We start from the raw sequence: 15,335 nt of genomic DNA, 5'->3' as shown, positions 1-15,335 counted from the left end.
GGGACAACGCGATTGGTGCAAGCGTCCCATCAATCGCGTTCACGCATGCCGTACAATCGTGAGTTCATGCATTTCTGCTTTACACACTATGCGCTCACGCACCGCCAAACGACTGACTCCCGACGCCGAAAAACTGGTCGGCCACGCGCTTGCGCTTGCCGCCTCAGGCAGCCGTATCGAAGACCGCTTCTGGGAGGCCCAGCTCGACACGTTGCTCACGCGCGTGCTGCGCACCGGCAACCAGCCGGCCATCGACGCGGCGCTCGATCACCTTCAGGCCAACCACAGCGAGGCTTATGGCGCGCTGGCGGACCTGATCGAATCGCAAAGCGAATCCGCCGAGCCGGAAGCTGAAGGTCAGGTGTGGGACGGTCTGCTCGTCGCCATCCCGATCCTGGCCTGGACGCGTTACGCAATCCCCTCGGGCCCCGTGAAGACCGACGCGCTCATGCCCGTTCGCGCTCATCTGCACGCCCATGTGCTCGCGGAATCGGCGCGCGTGGCCATCTCGCCGTATCTCTACAGCATCGATCAACTGCCGCGCACGCATTGCGAATCGTGGAAGGTCACGCAGCAACTCGTGCGCGCGGCCGTCGATAATGCCGAAGTCAAGCAGCCGAGCAACGATCTGCCGGAGACGGCGCCGATTCTTGCCGACCCGCGCTTTTTGCTGGCGGCCGTCACGGTCCCCAAGGGAGCGCCGATGTTCCGCTGGCAAGAAGACGGCGCACGTCACGCAGAGCGTGGTCAATGTCAGGAGGCATGGTCGGCTCAGGGCGGGCCGAATCTGAATGCACTACTGCCAGGTTGCGAAATCGAGTGCTTGCTGCCCGACGCGTATTACGCGAGTTGCCGCGAGGCAGACGAGCGCATTCGTCCGCACACGATCCGCACGGCGCTGCGCTATCTCGAAGACGTGCTGACGCTGACCCCGGCCGAGTTGCGCGCTGTCATCGCCGGCTTCGGTGAGCAGAACATCGACGAGTACCGCATCGGCTTCACACAGCGCGGCAGCAACGACGTCATCTACGGCGTCGTGTGGCCGCTGTATGGCCGTGAGAATGGCGAAGTCGAAGGCGGTGCACTCGACGAAGTCACCGACCTGCTCAAGGCCTGTGGCGTGACCGAGATTCGCAAGCATCCGGGCCGTTTCGATCCGGAGTATTGCGACGATTGTGGCGTGCCGCTGTATCCCGACCCGGTGGGCGAAGTCGTCCATGCGGAAATGCCGGAAGACGCCGAACCGAACCGTCCGCATTTCCACTGATCGCCGTCGCGTCGCCATGACGCGTGTCGATGGTAAAAAAATGGCCGTGCGTTATCAGCGCCCGGCCATTTTTGTTGGTGCGAGGCGCCCGCCGAATCAGTTCGATGATGAGGCGAGCGGCGACGGCAGCAGCGTCACGACGCATCGATGAAGCCCATGCCCCGATGCCAGATACTTGCGCTCAAACGGCGTGATGGGGGCAACGCTCGCGGCGTCGGGCGACCACGCTTCGACGACCGGACGCACACCGCTGAGCCACTCGACCGCCAGCGCGAATTCGTCGATGTAGATGTTCCAGTTACTGCGACACTCCAGCACGCCGCCAAGGGCCACCACGGTGGGAAAGACTGCGTGAGCGTGCCAGCGTCGCGCGAGCTGGCCGATTTTCGGCCACGGATTGGGATAGAGGATGTAGTGACGCGCCGGACGAATACCGGCGTCGAACAATTGCCGCCAAAAGTCGACGAGATCGGCGCGCACCCACACGAAGTTCTCGGGCCACACGCCGTCCCACCAATCTTTGCCGCGCACGATGCGGCTCTCCGATTGATCGATACCGATGACGAAGTGATCGGGGAATTGTGTGGCCAGTCGCAAGGTGCTTTCACCGACGCCACATCCCGCATCGATGATGAGGGGTGCGGCTCCGGCGTCGCGCCACGCGGCGACGGCGGCATCGAACGCACCCGCACTATAGGCGGCCAACGGCTTGCGAAACACCGCATTGCGATGACGGTTCACGAGATCCGCCAGTTTGTCGTGCGGGCCGGTTTGAGCACTGTCGACAGTGCGCGAATTTGCGAACATGCGAAATGAGAAAAACGTGGGGCGTGCAGAGTCGATACCTGAATGCAAATTGGGCGAGTCGCTCGAAACCTCTCGAAATGCGCCGCTATTCGAGCGATTGCGCTGCGCCAGCCGATGACACAATGCGCCCCCTACCCTCGCCGGACAGCCGCGATTCGCGCGAAATCCGCGAGGTCGTCGCTGCATCGGAGCGTCGGTCAGGCACGCATTGTAGCGTGCTGTAACTTTCGCGACGCGCCGTGTTACGTCTACCGGCTTACCCGGCGGGCGTCAGCGCCTTTTTTTCGGTTAAGATGAGAGCCGCTTTGCCGTTGTTTTTCAAAATGCGGTCAAGCCTCTTCGCGAGCGGCGCGTGCCAGCGACTTACCCGGTGAGTCACCGCATGCCCGCATTGCTCTGCAATGCCTTAGCGCCCCCGAGAATTCATTACAGAATGTCGAATCGATTTTTTCAACGCGCCGCAGGCGTCGTGTTGCGAGCCGTGCGCCAGGTCGCAGGTATCGCCGCCGTCACCGCGCCGCTCTGCCTGTCGGCCTTTACGGCCCCCGCACAGGCCTTCACGCTCGAACAGCATCGCGCGCTGGTCGAGCAGTTCATCAACACCCGCCAAGCCGATCCGCTCGTGGCCGATTGCGCGGCGCACGCCAGTTTCGTCGTCGCCACATTGCCCGGCTACGAAAGTGTCGAGTACGGCGAGCACGCGCTCGACCCGGAGCATGCCAAGGTCGCCCCCTGGTCCGGTCCGTTCGGCGACCGCAAGCAACGCGTCGACGTCACGCAGATGGTCGAACTCGACGGCATCGGCAAACGCACCAACGGTCAGACGGACAACATCCACATTCGCTGTGGCTACGTCGATGGCCGCATGATGGGCTTCGATTACACATCGCCGCTGGCGCAGGTCGAACAACCCGCGAAGCGGGCAACACGCGGGAATACGCGCGGCAAGGCGTCTCACGCCACCGCGAAGTCGGGCAAGCGTGGCACGACTGCCAAGTCGTCAAGCGGTAAGTCGTCGGCGAAATCGTCCTCGGCCAAATCGAGCGGCAGCACGGCCAAGAAGAGCACGGCGAAGAAGAAGTCGAACTGATCGCATCAACGCGATCGGCTCGCCAAAGGAAGCACGACGCATGGCGCGTCGTGCTTTGCTGCGCCCCGACATTGCCTTAGGCGTTACGCGTTGTCCGCCTGCATCTGCGACCAGATCGCGGCAAGCATCGACGCGCCCAGGGCAGCACTTCGTGCGCCGCTCCAGCCAACCTGCGCGTCCGGACGATTTGCGTTGTCCTTGAACGGCATTTCCAGCGTGAGCGACAAACAGCCGAAGCGGCGGGCGACCCACTTCGACGCGAGCTTGAGCGACTCGAGACCGTGCTTGCCCGGCGGATAGCCGAACTTGTCCTGAAAGTCGAGGCTCGCGGCTTTCAGGCGCTCGCCGAACGCCTTCTCACGCGCAAGCACTGCGTCGGTCGCCCACTCGACACCATCGTTCCCGGCGAGAAACACATAGGGCAGCGCTTCGTCGCCGTGAATGTCGAAAAACATATCGCAGCCCACCGCCTCGATGGCCGCACGCACGTGATACACCTCGGGACTGCGTTGCAGATCCGGCTCGAGCCACTCGCGATTGAGGTTCGCGCCCGCCGTATTCGTGCGCAGATTGCCACGCGCCGCCCCGTCGGGGTTCATGTTCGGCACGATGTGCAGCACGGCTTCGTCAAGCACGGCCGTGGCGAGCGGATCACCCGCCCAATCCCCTGCCCCCAGCAGACGGCGCAGCAGCCCTTCCACGAACCACTCGGCCATCGTCTCGCCGGGATGCTGACGCGCGATCACCCAGATGTTGCGCTTGCCTGCGCGCGGCTCGCCAACGGTAAGCAACGTCATATCGCGCCCGTCGACGGTCTGCCCCAGTGAGCGCGAACTCACGCGTGGCGAGTTCTGCGCCGTGCCGAGCAGCGCCAGATGACGCTCCTCGGGATACGGCTCGAAATACGCCAGATAGACGCTGTCGTGCGCGGGCGTGAACGACACGGTCATGACCTGAGCGTCGTAGGAAGTCGGCACGCGGAACCAGGTCACTCGATCGTACGATGCCACTGCGCGGTAGTTCTCCCAGCCGCGCGGATAGGACGTCTGCCCCGCGTTGTCGAACACGATGCGGCACGGTGCGCCACCCACGCCCTGCACGCGGAAATGGAACCACTGCGCAAACTCCGCGGCGCCGTCCTGCGGAACGCGAACGTGAATGTCGTCGGCACGCTCGGCGCTCACCACATGGATGGCGCCGCTGTCGAACCTGCTGCTGATGCGCACGGTCATGACTTGTCTCACTGGCGGAAATGAAAAGCCCCGTGACATTGCCACGGGGCCGGGATCGGCTGGCGTCAGGCCACGCGACGGCGGAACACCCAGAGCGAATCGTTCGACACGCTGTCGTCGAACGCATAGCCCTCGCTGTCGAAGGCCTTGAGCTGCTGCACATCGGTCACACCACGCTCGATCGCGTAACGCGCCATCAGACCGCGTGCGCGCTTGGCGTAGAAGCTGATGATCTTGTACTTGCCGCTCTTCCAGTCTTCGAACACCGGTGTGATCACCGGCGCCGCGACCAAGCGGCGCTTGATGACCTTGAAATACTCTTCGGACGCCAGATTCACGAGCACGCGACGCGTCTCGGCATGCTCCGCGAGCGACGCGTTGATCGTCTGCGTCACGCGCTCTCCCCAGAACGCATACAGATCGCGCCCGCGCTTGTTGACGAAACGCGTGCCCATCTCCAGTCGATACGGTTGCAGCAGATCGAGCGGACGCAGCACGCCATACAGGCCTGACAGGATTCGCAGATGCTTCTGCGCGAAGTCGAGCTGCGTGGCGTTCAGCGAGCGGGCGGCGAGGCCTTCGTACACGTCGCCATTGAAGGCGAGCACAGCCTGCTTGGCGTTGCTCGTGTCGAAACGAGGCGACCAGTCGGCATAACGGGTGGCGTTCAGCGACGCGAGTTGATCGGAAATGCTCATGAGCGAGCCGACCTGAGCGGGGCTCAGTTCACGCAGGCCTTCGATCAGTTCGGCAGCGTCGTCGACGAACTGCGGCACGGTGTGCGTGCTCACGTGCGGCGGCGTTTCGTAGTCGAGCGATTTGGCCGGCGAGAGAACAATTATCATATGGGGTGCAGCGTTCCTGCGAAAACGAGAAACCGCCATTCTATCCAATGCTTCAAAACGCTGTTGCCACGCCCGCCGAGCGGGCCTTCGCCGAGCACCTCGATACGCTCGCCACCCCACCGCGCGTGGTCCTCGACACCAATGTCTGGATCGATCTGCTGGTCTTCGACGACCCCATTGTGCGTCCCATGCGCGATGCCCTCGTCGAGCGCCGCCTCACCGCGCTCATGGCGCCGCGCTGCCGCGACGAACTCGCCGTGGTGCTCACGTACCCGCAATTCTCCGCGCGCGAGATCGACAACGCCGCCGCCCTCGCCTGGGTCGATGCCCATACGCAGCGCATCGTGGTGCCGGAAGACGCGCCGCCGCCCGCCCAATTGCCGCTATGCCGCGACCGCGACGATCAGAAATTCCTCGAAGCTGCCCGTGACGGGCACGCACACTGGCTTGTCAGCAAGGACAAGGCCGTGCTGAAGCTGCGCAGCCGCGTGGCGCGTCAGTTCGGTTTTCGTATCGTGACGGCGAGTGCTTTCACGTCGTTGCTCGTCCCGAGCGCATGAATTCCGAGAGCCCGATCGGAATGGCCGGAGAACGGACCAAGGAATGTCCGAAATCGGAAGCCGGGTGACCGGGTGTCGCCCGCATGCAGCGCGCAGCGGCGTTAGAATGACGGCCTGATCACTGCATCGTCCATCGCATAAATGAACGCGCCCCACCCAGCCTCCCTCGCCGCCACCACACCTGCCGCTCAGGCATTGGTTGCCCCGCCGCTCGCCTCGCGTTTGCCGAACGTCGGCACCACCATCTTCACCGTGATGTCGGCATTGGCGGCCGAGAAACAGGCGGTGAACCTCGGACAGGGCTTCCCCGATTTCGCTTGCGACCCGAAGATCGTCGACGCCGTCTCGCGCGCCATGCGCGAAGGCCACAACCAGTACCCGCCGATGGCGGGTGTACCCGCGCTGCGTCAGGCCATTGCCGGCAAGATCGGCAATCTCTACGGGCAGCATTACGACTGGAACACGGAAATCACGGTAACGGCCGGCGCGACGCAGGCGCTGCTCACGGCGATTCTCGCGAGCGTGCATCCGGGCGACGAAGTGATCGTGTTCGAGCCGACGTATGACAGCTACGTCCCGTCGATCGAGTTGGCCGGTGGCAAACCGGTGTTCATCACGCTCGAAGCCCCCGAGTTCCGCATTCCGTTCGACAAGCTGGCCGCCGCGATCACGCCGCGCACGCGTCTCATCCTGTTCAACACGCCGCACAACCCGAGTGGCACCGTGTGGCACGAGCAAGATCTCGCGAAGCTCTCCGAGATCGTGGCGGGCACCGACATTCTGCTGATCTCTGACGAGGTCTACGAACACATGGTGTACGACGGCAAGCGGCACGAGAGCGTGGCGCGCCATCCGGAACTCGCGCGCCGCAGCTTCATCGTGTCGAGCTTCGGCAAGACGTACCATGTGACGGGCTGGAAGGTCGGCTTCGTCGCTGCACCGGCCGCCCTCTCGGCGGAATTCCGCAAGGTGCATCAGTTCAACGTGTTCACCGTGAACACACCGATGCAAGTGGGGCTGGCGGACTACATGCGCGACCCTGCTCCGTATCTCGAACTCTCGGGCTTCTACCAGAAGAAGCGCGACCTGTTCCGCGAAGGATTGGCAGGCACGCGCTTCAAATTGCTGCCGTGCGAAGGCACCTACTTCCAATGCGTGGATTACAGCGCAATCAGCGACATGAGCGAAAACGACTTCGCGCTGTGGCTGACCGGCGAGATCGGCGTGGCGGCAATTCCCGTCTCGGCGTTCTATCACGAGCCGCACGAATCGGGCGTCGTGCGTTTTTGCTTCGCCAAGAAGGATGACACGCTGCGTGAAGCGCTGGCTCGACTGGCGAAGATCTGACCACCAACGACCGCCGGTTGTCAGGTGTCAGCCGTCAGAAAAACGAAGGGCCGCAATCTGGAACATTGCGGCCCTTTTGCTTTATCGCGGTAACGCAGGCGGATCAGGGGGGAGGCCCCACCCTGCCTGACTGTCAGGCGTCGGCTGATTTATCCCGCCTTCTTCGCCTGCTGCGCCTGTTGGTAGGCCTTCTGTTCTGCGCGCATACGCTGGAACGATTCACGTTCGGCGAGCCGCTGACTGTACGCCTTCCAGTCGATGCCGGCCGCCTGCAGGAAGTCTTCGCCATAGACCGCTTGCGTGGCCATGCCAAGGATAGGCAAATGGATGGCGGCGGCAATGTCCACCATCGAGAACGTGTCACCCGCCACGTAGGGGGCGAATTTCGCCAGCCGCTTGAACGCAACGATGTTCCGGCGCAGCAGCTTCTCGGTGCGATTGCGCGTGCCTTCCGACACCGTGCCGCCGAAGAACGCCTGCGTGTACACCTCGCGCACCACGAGTTCCAGATGCAACTCCGTCATCGCCAGCAACTCGCGCTCCTTGGCTTGCTGCCACGGATCGCTGGAGAAGAGCGCGGGAGACGGATACGCCAACTCAAGGAAATCGCAAATCACCTGCGACTCGGACAGAAAACCGTTTTCCGTCTGCAGATACGGCACCTTGCCAAGCGGCGACGATTGCAGCATCCACTCTTCCTGACAGGGGGTCGATTCCGATTCCTCGAAGGGCAAGCCCTTCTCGTACAGCACAACCTTGACCTTGTTGTAGTAGTTACTGATTGGAAAGCCGTACAGCTTCAACATGATGTCTCCCATGCGGCATGACCAGCGCCCCGGTTTGTCGGTGAGGCGCCACCGTCCATGCGCAGTTTCATGATGCGTCCTTTGTGCACCGCCTCAGTGCAGCGGCGGCGTCTCGTTGGCTGCCGGTCGCGGCTCGCACTTGCAGTGTCATCGCCCGGCTACACCGTCGCGACCTAGCGTTTCCCGCGTCTACAGAGGCGGAGAGGGTAGCGAGTGCGACTAGCGGCTTCGCGCATTGTAACGGTATCGCACGATCGTTCGCATCAATGACGCCGCGAACGGCGTCCCGAAATCCGCCAGCGAACCGGCCATCTCCCGCCCCGCTGCCGACCGCCCAGCGGAACAAGCGCTGGCAGCCGCAACGAGATCGGCGACAATAGCGGCAACACAATAGGGGCATCGGTTTGCATCGCCGCGCAACTCGGCAGGAAATTCATTTCCCGACCGACCGGTCGGACGATAGAATGACGCATCACGCCGTACGGTGCCATGCGCGCCGGCAGCACGACACCGATCGACGACAATCGACATCAACTTCGAGACACTCCGAATGACTGCATCTTCCTCCCCGGCATCCGCTCACTCTCCGGCCAAGGCTATCGACGTGCTGGGCATCGTCGGTGCTGGCGCCATGGGCCGCGGCATCGCCCAGATCGCCGCACAGGCCGGTCTGCGCGTGAAGCTGTACGACACCAACGCGAAGGCCGTGCAAGCCGCACTGGACGCCCTGCGCGACACGCTGGACAAGCTCGCGGCGAAGGGCAAGATCGAAGCGTCCAGCGTCGAGGCGACGATGGGCCGTTTGCAGGCGTGCAGTGCGCTCGAGGACCTGGCCGACTGCCATCTCGTGGTCGAAGCCATCATCGAAAAGCTCGAGATCAAGCGCGACCTGTTCCGCTCGCTCGAAGGTATCGTCGCGGCCGATGCCATCCTCGCGTCGAACACCTCCTCGCTGTCGATCACGGCCATTGCCGCGGCGTGCGAGCGTCCGGAGCGCGTGGCCGGGTACCACTTCTTCAACCCGGTGCCGCTCATGAAGGTGGTCGAGGTCATCGACGGCCTGCGCACCGCCCCCGACGTCGGCGACGCCCTGCTCGCGCTGGGCCGGCGCATGGGGCACACGGCCGTGCGCTGCAAGGACATGCCGGGCTTTATCGTCAATCACGCAGGACGCGGCATGAACACCGAAGGCCTGCGCGTCGCGAGCGAAGGGGTGGCGAGTTTTGCCGACATTGATCGCATCCTGCGCGAGCAAGCGGGCTTCCGCCTCGGCACGTTCGAACTGCTCGACCTCACCGCACTCGACGTCTCGCACCCGGTGATGGAATCGATCTACCACCAATTCTACGAAGAGGCGCGCTTCCGGCCGTCGCCGATCACGGCCGTGCGTTTCGCCGGCGGGCTGCTCGGCCGCAAAGTGGGCGAAGGCTTCTATCGCTACGTCGACGGCAAGCAACAGGTGCCGGCCGAGGCTCCCGCCCCCGACACCCTGCCGGCCAGCGTCTGGGTGAGCCGCGCCGATGCGCGTGGCTTCGCCGCAGTGGTCGAACTGCTGGGGACGACGGGCGTTGCCATCGAAAACGGCGACAAGCCATCAGAGACGGCACTGATCGTTGTCACGCCGCTCGGCCTCGACGCCACGACCTGCGCCGTCGAACAAGGGCTTGACGCTACGCGCACGGTAGCTATCGACACGCTGCTGCCGCTCGCGGGCGCAAAGCGTCACACCCTGATGACCACGCCCGTCACGACACCCGACGCGCGCAACGCCGCCCATGCGCTCTTTGCATACGAGGGCACACCCGTCACGGTGATCCGCGACTCGGCAGGCTTCGTCGCGCAACGCGTGATCGCCACCATCGTGAACATCGGTGCCGATATCGCGCAACAGCGCATCGCCACACCGGGCGACATCGATCGCGCCGTGACGCTGGGTCTGGGCTACGCCAAGGGGCCGCTTGCGCTCGGCGATGCGGTCGGTGCGCGCCAGTTGCTCACCGTCCTGCGCAATCTGCAATCGTTCTATGGCGACCCGCGTTATCGCCCGTCGCCGTGGCTTTCGCGTCGTGCGCAGCTTGGCGTGTCGCTGCTTACCGAAGAACAGTGATCCGGAGACTCGACTCATGAGCGCCGAACTGCTTGCCGAACGCGTCGACCAGACACTGGTGCTGACGCTGTCCAACCCCGGAGCACGCAATGCGCTGCATCCGGATATGTATGCCGCCGGGGTCGAAGCGCTGGCCACCGCCGAGCGCGACGCCTCCGTACGGGCCGTAGTGCTGACCGGCGCCGACAACTTCTTCTGCGCGGGCGGCAACCTGAACCGGCTGCTGGAGAATCGTCAGAAAGATCCGTCGGTGCAAGCGGCAAGCATCGATGCGCTCGCCGAATGGATCGATGCGTTGCGCGCGTGCCCGAAGCCGATCATCGCGGCCGTCGAAGGCGCGGCCGCTGGCGCGGGTTTCTCGCTCGCGCTGGCGTGCGATCTGCTTGTTGCGGCCGACAACGCCAAGTTCGTGATGGCCTACGTGAAGGTCGGCCTCACGCCCGACGGCGGCGGCTCGTGGTTCCTCTCGCAAGCCCTGCCCCGCCCGCTCGCCACCGAAATTCTGCTCGAGGGCAAGCCGGTGGCAGCGACGCGTCTGGCTGCTGCGGGACTCGTCAACCGCGTGGTCGCGCCCGGACAAGCCCGCGCCGAAGCGCTGAACTGGGCGACCGATCTCGCACAGCTCTCGCCGAACGCCGTCGGCCGTATCAAGACGCTCATCGAGACCGGCGCCCGCGAGACGCTGACATCGCAGTTGGGGGCGGAGCGCGACAACTTTGTCGCCTCGCTGCACCACGCCGACGGTCTGGAAGGTATCAGTGCCTTCCTTGAGAAACGTCCGGCAAAATACGCCTGAGCGTGTGACAGACGCGCGGCGCACGCGAACCTTCGACGTGCGCCGCCGGTCAACGCTTTGCCGCAGTCGCCGATCGGCTGCCGGTCCGTTCAGGAGAATTTCCGCATGCGTTCACTCGGCCATCCGGGCCCCGATACCGGTCCCTTGACCTTCTCACCACCGCAGCGCCGCCGCATCTATCTGATGCGCCATGGCGACGTCACCTACTTCGACGATAGCGGCAAGCCCATCGACGCCGACTCCGTCCCGCTCAACGAACTCGGGCGCACGCAAGCCAGCGCCGCCGGACGCGCCTTCGCCGCCGAGAAGATCCGCTTCGACCGGGTCATCGTGAGTGGCCTCCCGCGTACGCGCGAGACTGCCGAGCGTGTGCTTGCCGAGACTGGGCAGCAGATCGCTATCGAGACGTGGTCGTGCTGGGAAGAAATTCGTGCCGGCAGCGTTTCCGACCTGCCGCCGGCCGAACTCGCGCAGGCGTTTCTCAGTGCGTTCGACGGCCTGGTGCCCGAAGACACCCGATTCATGAACGGCGAGTCGGTGCGCGAACTGCTCGATCGCGTGGTGCCGCCGCTGGCGGAACTCCGGGCCGATACGTCATGGGACACCGTGCTGCTGGTGTTGCACGGCGGCGTGAATCGCGCGATTCTGTCGCATGCCATGCATCCGCTCGGACGCCTTTTTCTGGGCCAACTCGCCCAGACGCCCGCGTGCATCAACGCGCTCGACGTGGGCGACAAGCCCGAAGACTGGGTGGTGCGCCTGATGAACTTCGCGCCGCCGCAGCCGCTGCATCGCGATAACCGGCTGACGGTCATGGAGAAGATTTTTGCGTCGTTCCTGCGCACGCGAAAGCGAGGATAAGTTCGCAGCAGGCTCAGGATTTTCGGCGGCCGCACGCTTCGAGGCGGCCGCGCGGCAAGTGCATCACGCAGTCGAATCGTCACGATCAACGTAGCACCGGAAATGCAGGAGACAGCATGGCCGAGGAGCTTCCACAGGACTTTTCCGCATTTGCAGGCGAACGCGCACTTGGCGAGCACGCGCCCTTCGATACCGTCGCGCTCGAGCGCTGGCTCATCGCACACGTCGGCGGCTTCGCCGGGCCGTTGACCGTCACCCAATTCAACGGCGGCCAGTCCAACCCCACCTATCGCCTGTCCACCCCCGGCGCCGCCTACGTGCTGCGTACCAAGCCTGCGCCGGCGGCCAAACTCCTTCCGTCTGCCCACGCCATCGAGCGTGAGTACCGCGTGATGGATGCGCTCGCAGGCACCGACGTCCCCGTCGCTCGCATGCGAGGCTTATGCGAGGACGAAAGCGTGATCGGACTGGCGTTCTACGTCATGGACTTCGTGCCGGGACGCGTATTCTGGGACCCCTCGCTGCCCGGCATGACGGCGGCCGAGCGCAGCGCCATCTACGACGAAATGAACCGCGTCATCTCGGCACTGCACCGGGTCGACTATCGCGCCGTCGGGCTTGAGTCCTACGGCAAACCCGGCGACTACATCGCCCGGCAGATCGCCCGGTGGAGCAAGCAGTACCGCGCGTCGGAGACTGAAACCATCGACGCCATGGACCAGCTCATCGCGTGGCTGCCCGCACATCTGCCTGCCGACGTGCCCGAGCGCACGACCATCGTGCACGGCGACTTCCGTCTGGACAACCTGATCTTCCACCCCACCGAACCCCGTGTACTCGCTGTGCTCGACTGGGAACTGTCGACACTCGGCGACCCGCTCGCCGACTTCAGCTACCACTGCATGGCGTGGCATGTGAGCCCCGGCGTGTTTCGCGGTATCGCCGGACTCGACTGGCAAGCGCTCGGCATTCCCGACGAAAGCACCTACGTCACCCGATATGGCGAGCGCACGGGCATCAAGCCGCCCGCGCAGTGGCATTTCTATCTCGCATACAACATGTTCCGTATCGCCGCGATTCTGCAAGGCATCATGAAACGCGTCGTCGACGGCACTGCGGCCAGCCAGCAAGCGCTCGACGCAGGCAAGCGCGCGCGTCCGATGGCCGAACTCGCGTGGGCATATGCACTGCGCGCACAACGCAGCACAGCCCCGGCCCCTGGTCACGCAGACAGACACTGAACGGAGACCTCATGGATTTCAGCTACAGCCCCAAAGTCGAAGCCTTGTGTGCGCGCCTTTCCGCCTTCTTCGACGAACACATCTTCCCGAATGAACATCGCTATCTCGAAGAAATCGAGATCGCGCGCCGTCAGGGCGACGCGTGGCAACCGTCGCAGGTCATCGAACGCCTCAAGCCGCTCGCCCGGCAGGCAGGGCTCTGGAACCTATTCCTGCCCGACTCCGGGCGCGGTGCGGGCCTGAGCAACGTCGAGTACGCGCCCCTGTGCGAGATCATGGGACAAGTGCCGTGGGCCCCCGAAGTCTTCAACTGCAATGCCCCCGACACCGGCAACATGGAAACGCTCGAGCGCTACGCGACTGACGCGCAAAAAGCGCAATGGCTCGAACCGCTGCTGCGCGGCGAGATTCGTTCCGCGTTTCTGATGACGGAACCGGACGTCGCCTCGTCCGACGCCACCAACGTGCAATGCCGGATTCGCCGTGACGGTGATGACTACGTTATCAACGGACGCAAATGGTGGTCGACCGGCGCAGGCGACCCGCGTTGTGCGCTCTACATCGTGATGGGCAAGACCGACCCGGATGCCCCCAAGCACACACAGCAATCGATGATTCTCGTGCCCTCGGATGCCAAGGGAATCTCGCGCGTTCGCCCGCTCACCGTGTTCGGTTACGACGACGCTCCGCACGGTCACATGGAGATCGAACTCGACGACGTTCGCGTGCCCGCGAGCAGCATCCTGCTCGGCGAAGGACGCGGTTTCGAGATCGCGCAGGGACGTCTCGGACCGGGACGCATCCACCACTGCATGCGGCTCATCGGCCTGGCAGAGCGCGCCCTGTCGCTGATGTGTCAACGCACACTCGCGCGCGTGGCATTCGGCAAACCGATCGCCGCGCAGGGCGTAACGCGAGAGCGCATCGCCGAAGCACGCTGCCAGATCGAGCAGGCGCGTCTGCTCACGCTCAAAGCGGCTTACATGATGGATACGGTGGGCAACAAGGCGGCGCGGGCGGAAATCGCGATGATCAAGGTTGTCGCGCCGAACATGGCATGTCAGGTGCTCGACTGGGCGATGCAGGCACACGGCGCGGCAGGGCTTTCGGGCGACTTCCCACTGGCTTACGCCTATGCCAGCGCCCGCACCTTGCGCTTCGCGGATGGCCCGGACGAAGTTCACCGCAATGCCATCGCCAAACTGGAACTGGCGCGTTACCTGAACGCATAGGCCGACACCGGCACTGCTTGCTGACCTCGCGCCCGGCAGAGAAAAACGTTCTGTGGTGTAATTTCCGGGCAGTTTTTCCGGGGGGCGACGCTCGCCCCCCGGCCCGTTTCGTCATCTGAGACACCACCGTGCCGGGCGCCTGACGCGATCGTCGCCACGCCTTGACGGGGAACGGCGTCGACCGACGCCCCAATGAGGAGCCGCAATTGATTCAGGTCTATTCCTGGGCTACGCCTAACGGCCACAAAGTCCACATCATGCTCGAAGAGTGCGGGTTGCCCTACCACGCACATGCCGTCGATATCGGCGCAGGCGATCAGTTCAAGGATGCCTTTCTCGCCATCTCGCCGAACAACAAGATCCCGGCCATCGTCGACGAAGACGGTCCGGACGGCAAACCGATCTCGCTGTTCGAGTCGGGCGCGATTCTGTTGTATCTGGCGGGCAAGACCGGCCGCTTCCTGCCGGAAGACGTGCGTGGCAAGTACGAAACCCTCGAATGGCTGATGTTCCAGATGGGCAGCGTGGGGCCGATGCTCGGTCAGGCGCACCATTTCCGGATCTACGCCCCCGAGAAGATCGATTACGCGATCAAGCGCTACACGAACGAGGCGCGGCGTCTGTATGGTGTGCTCGACAAGCGGCTGAGCAGCCATCCGTATGTTGCTGGCGATATGTACACCATCGCGGACATCGCCATCTGGCCGTGGCTGCGCTCATGGAAGAACCAGGGCGTCGAGCTTTCGGACTTCCCCAACGTGCAGACATGGTTCGAGGCCATCGAGGCACGTCCGGCGGTGCAGCGCGGTATCAAGGTGCTGGCCGACGCGCGCAAGCCGTTGCAAGACGACAAGGCCCGCGAAATGCTGTTCGGCGCGACACAGTACGCGCGCCACTAAAGCGTGCGCCGCAACGCCGGCACCACAATCTCCCGCCGGTGCCTTGCCGCACCTCAAGTCCCGGTTCGGCAGGCCATCGCGGGAAGTGGTTTACACTTCGAAACAAACTGCGGTATCGCCGGGACGCGGGCGGTGCTAATCTAAGCGCAATCCGCTCGATACGTAGGCGCCACCGAGTCTGTATATCAAGAGGTTTTCAAGGTTTCTCCGACGCGGCCCTCTGCCGTCGTCTCTTGCAGTTCGCA

General features: G+C 64.0%; 14 protein-coding genes. 10 read left to right on the top strand and 4 right to left on the bottom strand.

All coding sequences use genetic code 11. The features are described 5' to 3' along the window. The first annotated feature begins 88 nt into the window (after positions 1-88). Positions 89-1,267 carry a DUF2863 family protein gene (locus tag PCO31110_RS12580; RefSeq protein WP_150690573.1) on the top strand — a complete coding sequence of 393 codons (1,179 nt, stop codon included), beginning with the start codon at positions 89-91 and terminating at the stop codon, positions 1,265-1,267. Between the two features lie 96 nt (positions 1,268-1,363). Here the strand turns inward: PCO31110_RS12580 and trmB are convergent, their stop codons facing one another. Further along, positions 1,364-2,074: a tRNA (guanine(46)-N(7))-methyltransferase TrmB gene (trmB, locus tag PCO31110_RS12575; protein ID WP_150690572.1), complete on the bottom strand. Its 711-nt coding sequence runs from the start codon at positions 2,072-2,074 to the stop codon at positions 1,364-1,366. A gap of 433 nt (positions 2,075-2,507) precedes the next feature. Here trmB and PCO31110_RS12570 point away from each other — a divergent pair, with 433 nt between their 5' ends. Beyond that, positions 2,508-3,164: a BspC domain-containing protein gene (locus tag PCO31110_RS12570; RefSeq protein ID WP_010807384.1), complete on the top strand. Its 657-nt coding sequence runs from the start codon at positions 2,508-2,510 to the stop codon at positions 3,162-3,164. 83 nt (positions 3,165-3,247) lie between these two features. Here the strand turns inward: PCO31110_RS12570 and PCO31110_RS12565 are convergent, their stop codons facing one another. After that, a complete protein-coding gene (locus PCO31110_RS12565) occupies positions 3,248-4,396 on the bottom strand; it encodes a M14 family metallopeptidase (RefSeq protein WP_150690571.1) in 1,149 nt (382 codons plus the stop codon). A gap of 65 nt (positions 4,397-4,461) precedes the next feature. Further along, positions 4,462-5,241 (bottom strand): peroxide stress protein YaaA, encoded by a 780-nt coding sequence (yaaA, locus tag PCO31110_RS12560; RefSeq protein ID WP_010807386.1) that lies wholly within the window; start codon positions 5,239-5,241, stop codon positions 4,462-4,464. Between the two features lie 47 nt (positions 5,242-5,288). Here yaaA and PCO31110_RS12555 point away from each other — a divergent pair, with 47 nt between their 5' ends. Both PCO31110_RS12555 and PCO31110_RS12550 read left to right on the top strand, forming a co-directional pair. Next, entirely contained in the window at positions 5,289-5,801 is a 513-nt protein-coding gene (locus PCO31110_RS12555) for a putative toxin-antitoxin system toxin component, PIN family (protein ID WP_150690570.1), read from the top strand. Positions 5,802-5,942: 141 nt separating this feature from the next. After that, positions 5,943-7,148, top strand: coding sequence for a pyridoxal phosphate-dependent aminotransferase (locus PCO31110_RS12550; protein ID WP_036660947.1), 1,206 nt, complete (start codon positions 5,943-5,945; stop codon positions 7,146-7,148). 149 nt (positions 7,149-7,297) lie between these two features. Here PCO31110_RS12550 and PCO31110_RS12545 read toward each other — a convergent pair whose 3' ends face one another. Beyond that, on the bottom strand, positions 7,298-7,954 hold the full coding sequence (locus PCO31110_RS12545; RefSeq protein ID WP_150690569.1) for a glutathione S-transferase: 657 nt from the start codon (positions 7,952-7,954) through the stop codon (positions 7,298-7,300). Between the two features lie 550 nt (positions 7,955-8,504). On the opposite strand from PCO31110_RS12545, the gene PCO31110_RS12540 reads away from it, so the two are divergent. From PCO31110_RS12540 to PCO31110_RS12515, 6 genes are all read left to right on the top strand, one after another. Continuing rightward, positions 8,505-10,061 carry a 3-hydroxyacyl-CoA dehydrogenase gene (locus PCO31110_RS12540; protein WP_051126089.1) on the top strand — a complete coding sequence of 519 codons (1,557 nt, stop codon included), beginning with the start codon at positions 8,505-8,507 and terminating at the stop codon, positions 10,059-10,061. A gap of 16 nt (positions 10,062-10,077) precedes the next feature. Further along, a complete protein-coding gene (locus tag PCO31110_RS12535) occupies positions 10,078-10,857 on the top strand; it encodes an oxepin-CoA hydrolase, alternative type (RefSeq protein WP_010807391.1) in 780 nt (259 codons plus the stop codon). Positions 10,858-11,001: 144 nt separating this feature from the next. Continuing rightward, complete coding sequence (locus PCO31110_RS12530; RefSeq protein WP_010807392.1) at positions 11,002-11,718, top strand: histidine phosphatase family protein; 717 nt, start codon at positions 11,002-11,004, stop codon at positions 11,716-11,718. Between the two features lie 116 nt (positions 11,719-11,834). Next, the gene (locus tag PCO31110_RS12525; RefSeq protein WP_150690568.1) at positions 11,835-12,959 is read left to right on the top strand and encodes a phosphotransferase; all 1,125 of its coding nucleotides are present in this window, start codon (positions 11,835-11,837) and stop codon (positions 12,957-12,959) included. 11 nt (positions 12,960-12,970) lie between these two features. Then, the gene (locus PCO31110_RS12520; RefSeq protein ID WP_010807394.1) at positions 12,971-14,191 is read left to right on the top strand and encodes an acyl-CoA dehydrogenase family protein; all 1,221 of its coding nucleotides are present in this window, start codon (positions 12,971-12,973) and stop codon (positions 14,189-14,191) included. A gap of 206 nt (positions 14,192-14,397) precedes the next feature. Next, complete coding sequence (locus tag PCO31110_RS12515; RefSeq protein WP_150690567.1) at positions 14,398-15,090, top strand: glutathione binding-like protein; 693 nt, start codon at positions 14,398-14,400, stop codon at positions 15,088-15,090. The last annotated feature ends 245 nt before the right edge of the window (positions 15,091-15,335 follow it).

It is taken from the genome of Pandoraea communis (assembly GCF_902459745.1).
Taxonomy (GTDB): Bacteria; Pseudomonadota; Gammaproteobacteria; order Burkholderiales; family Burkholderiaceae; genus Pandoraea; species Pandoraea communis.
This window is presented reverse-complemented; position numbering and strand designations above follow the sequence as displayed.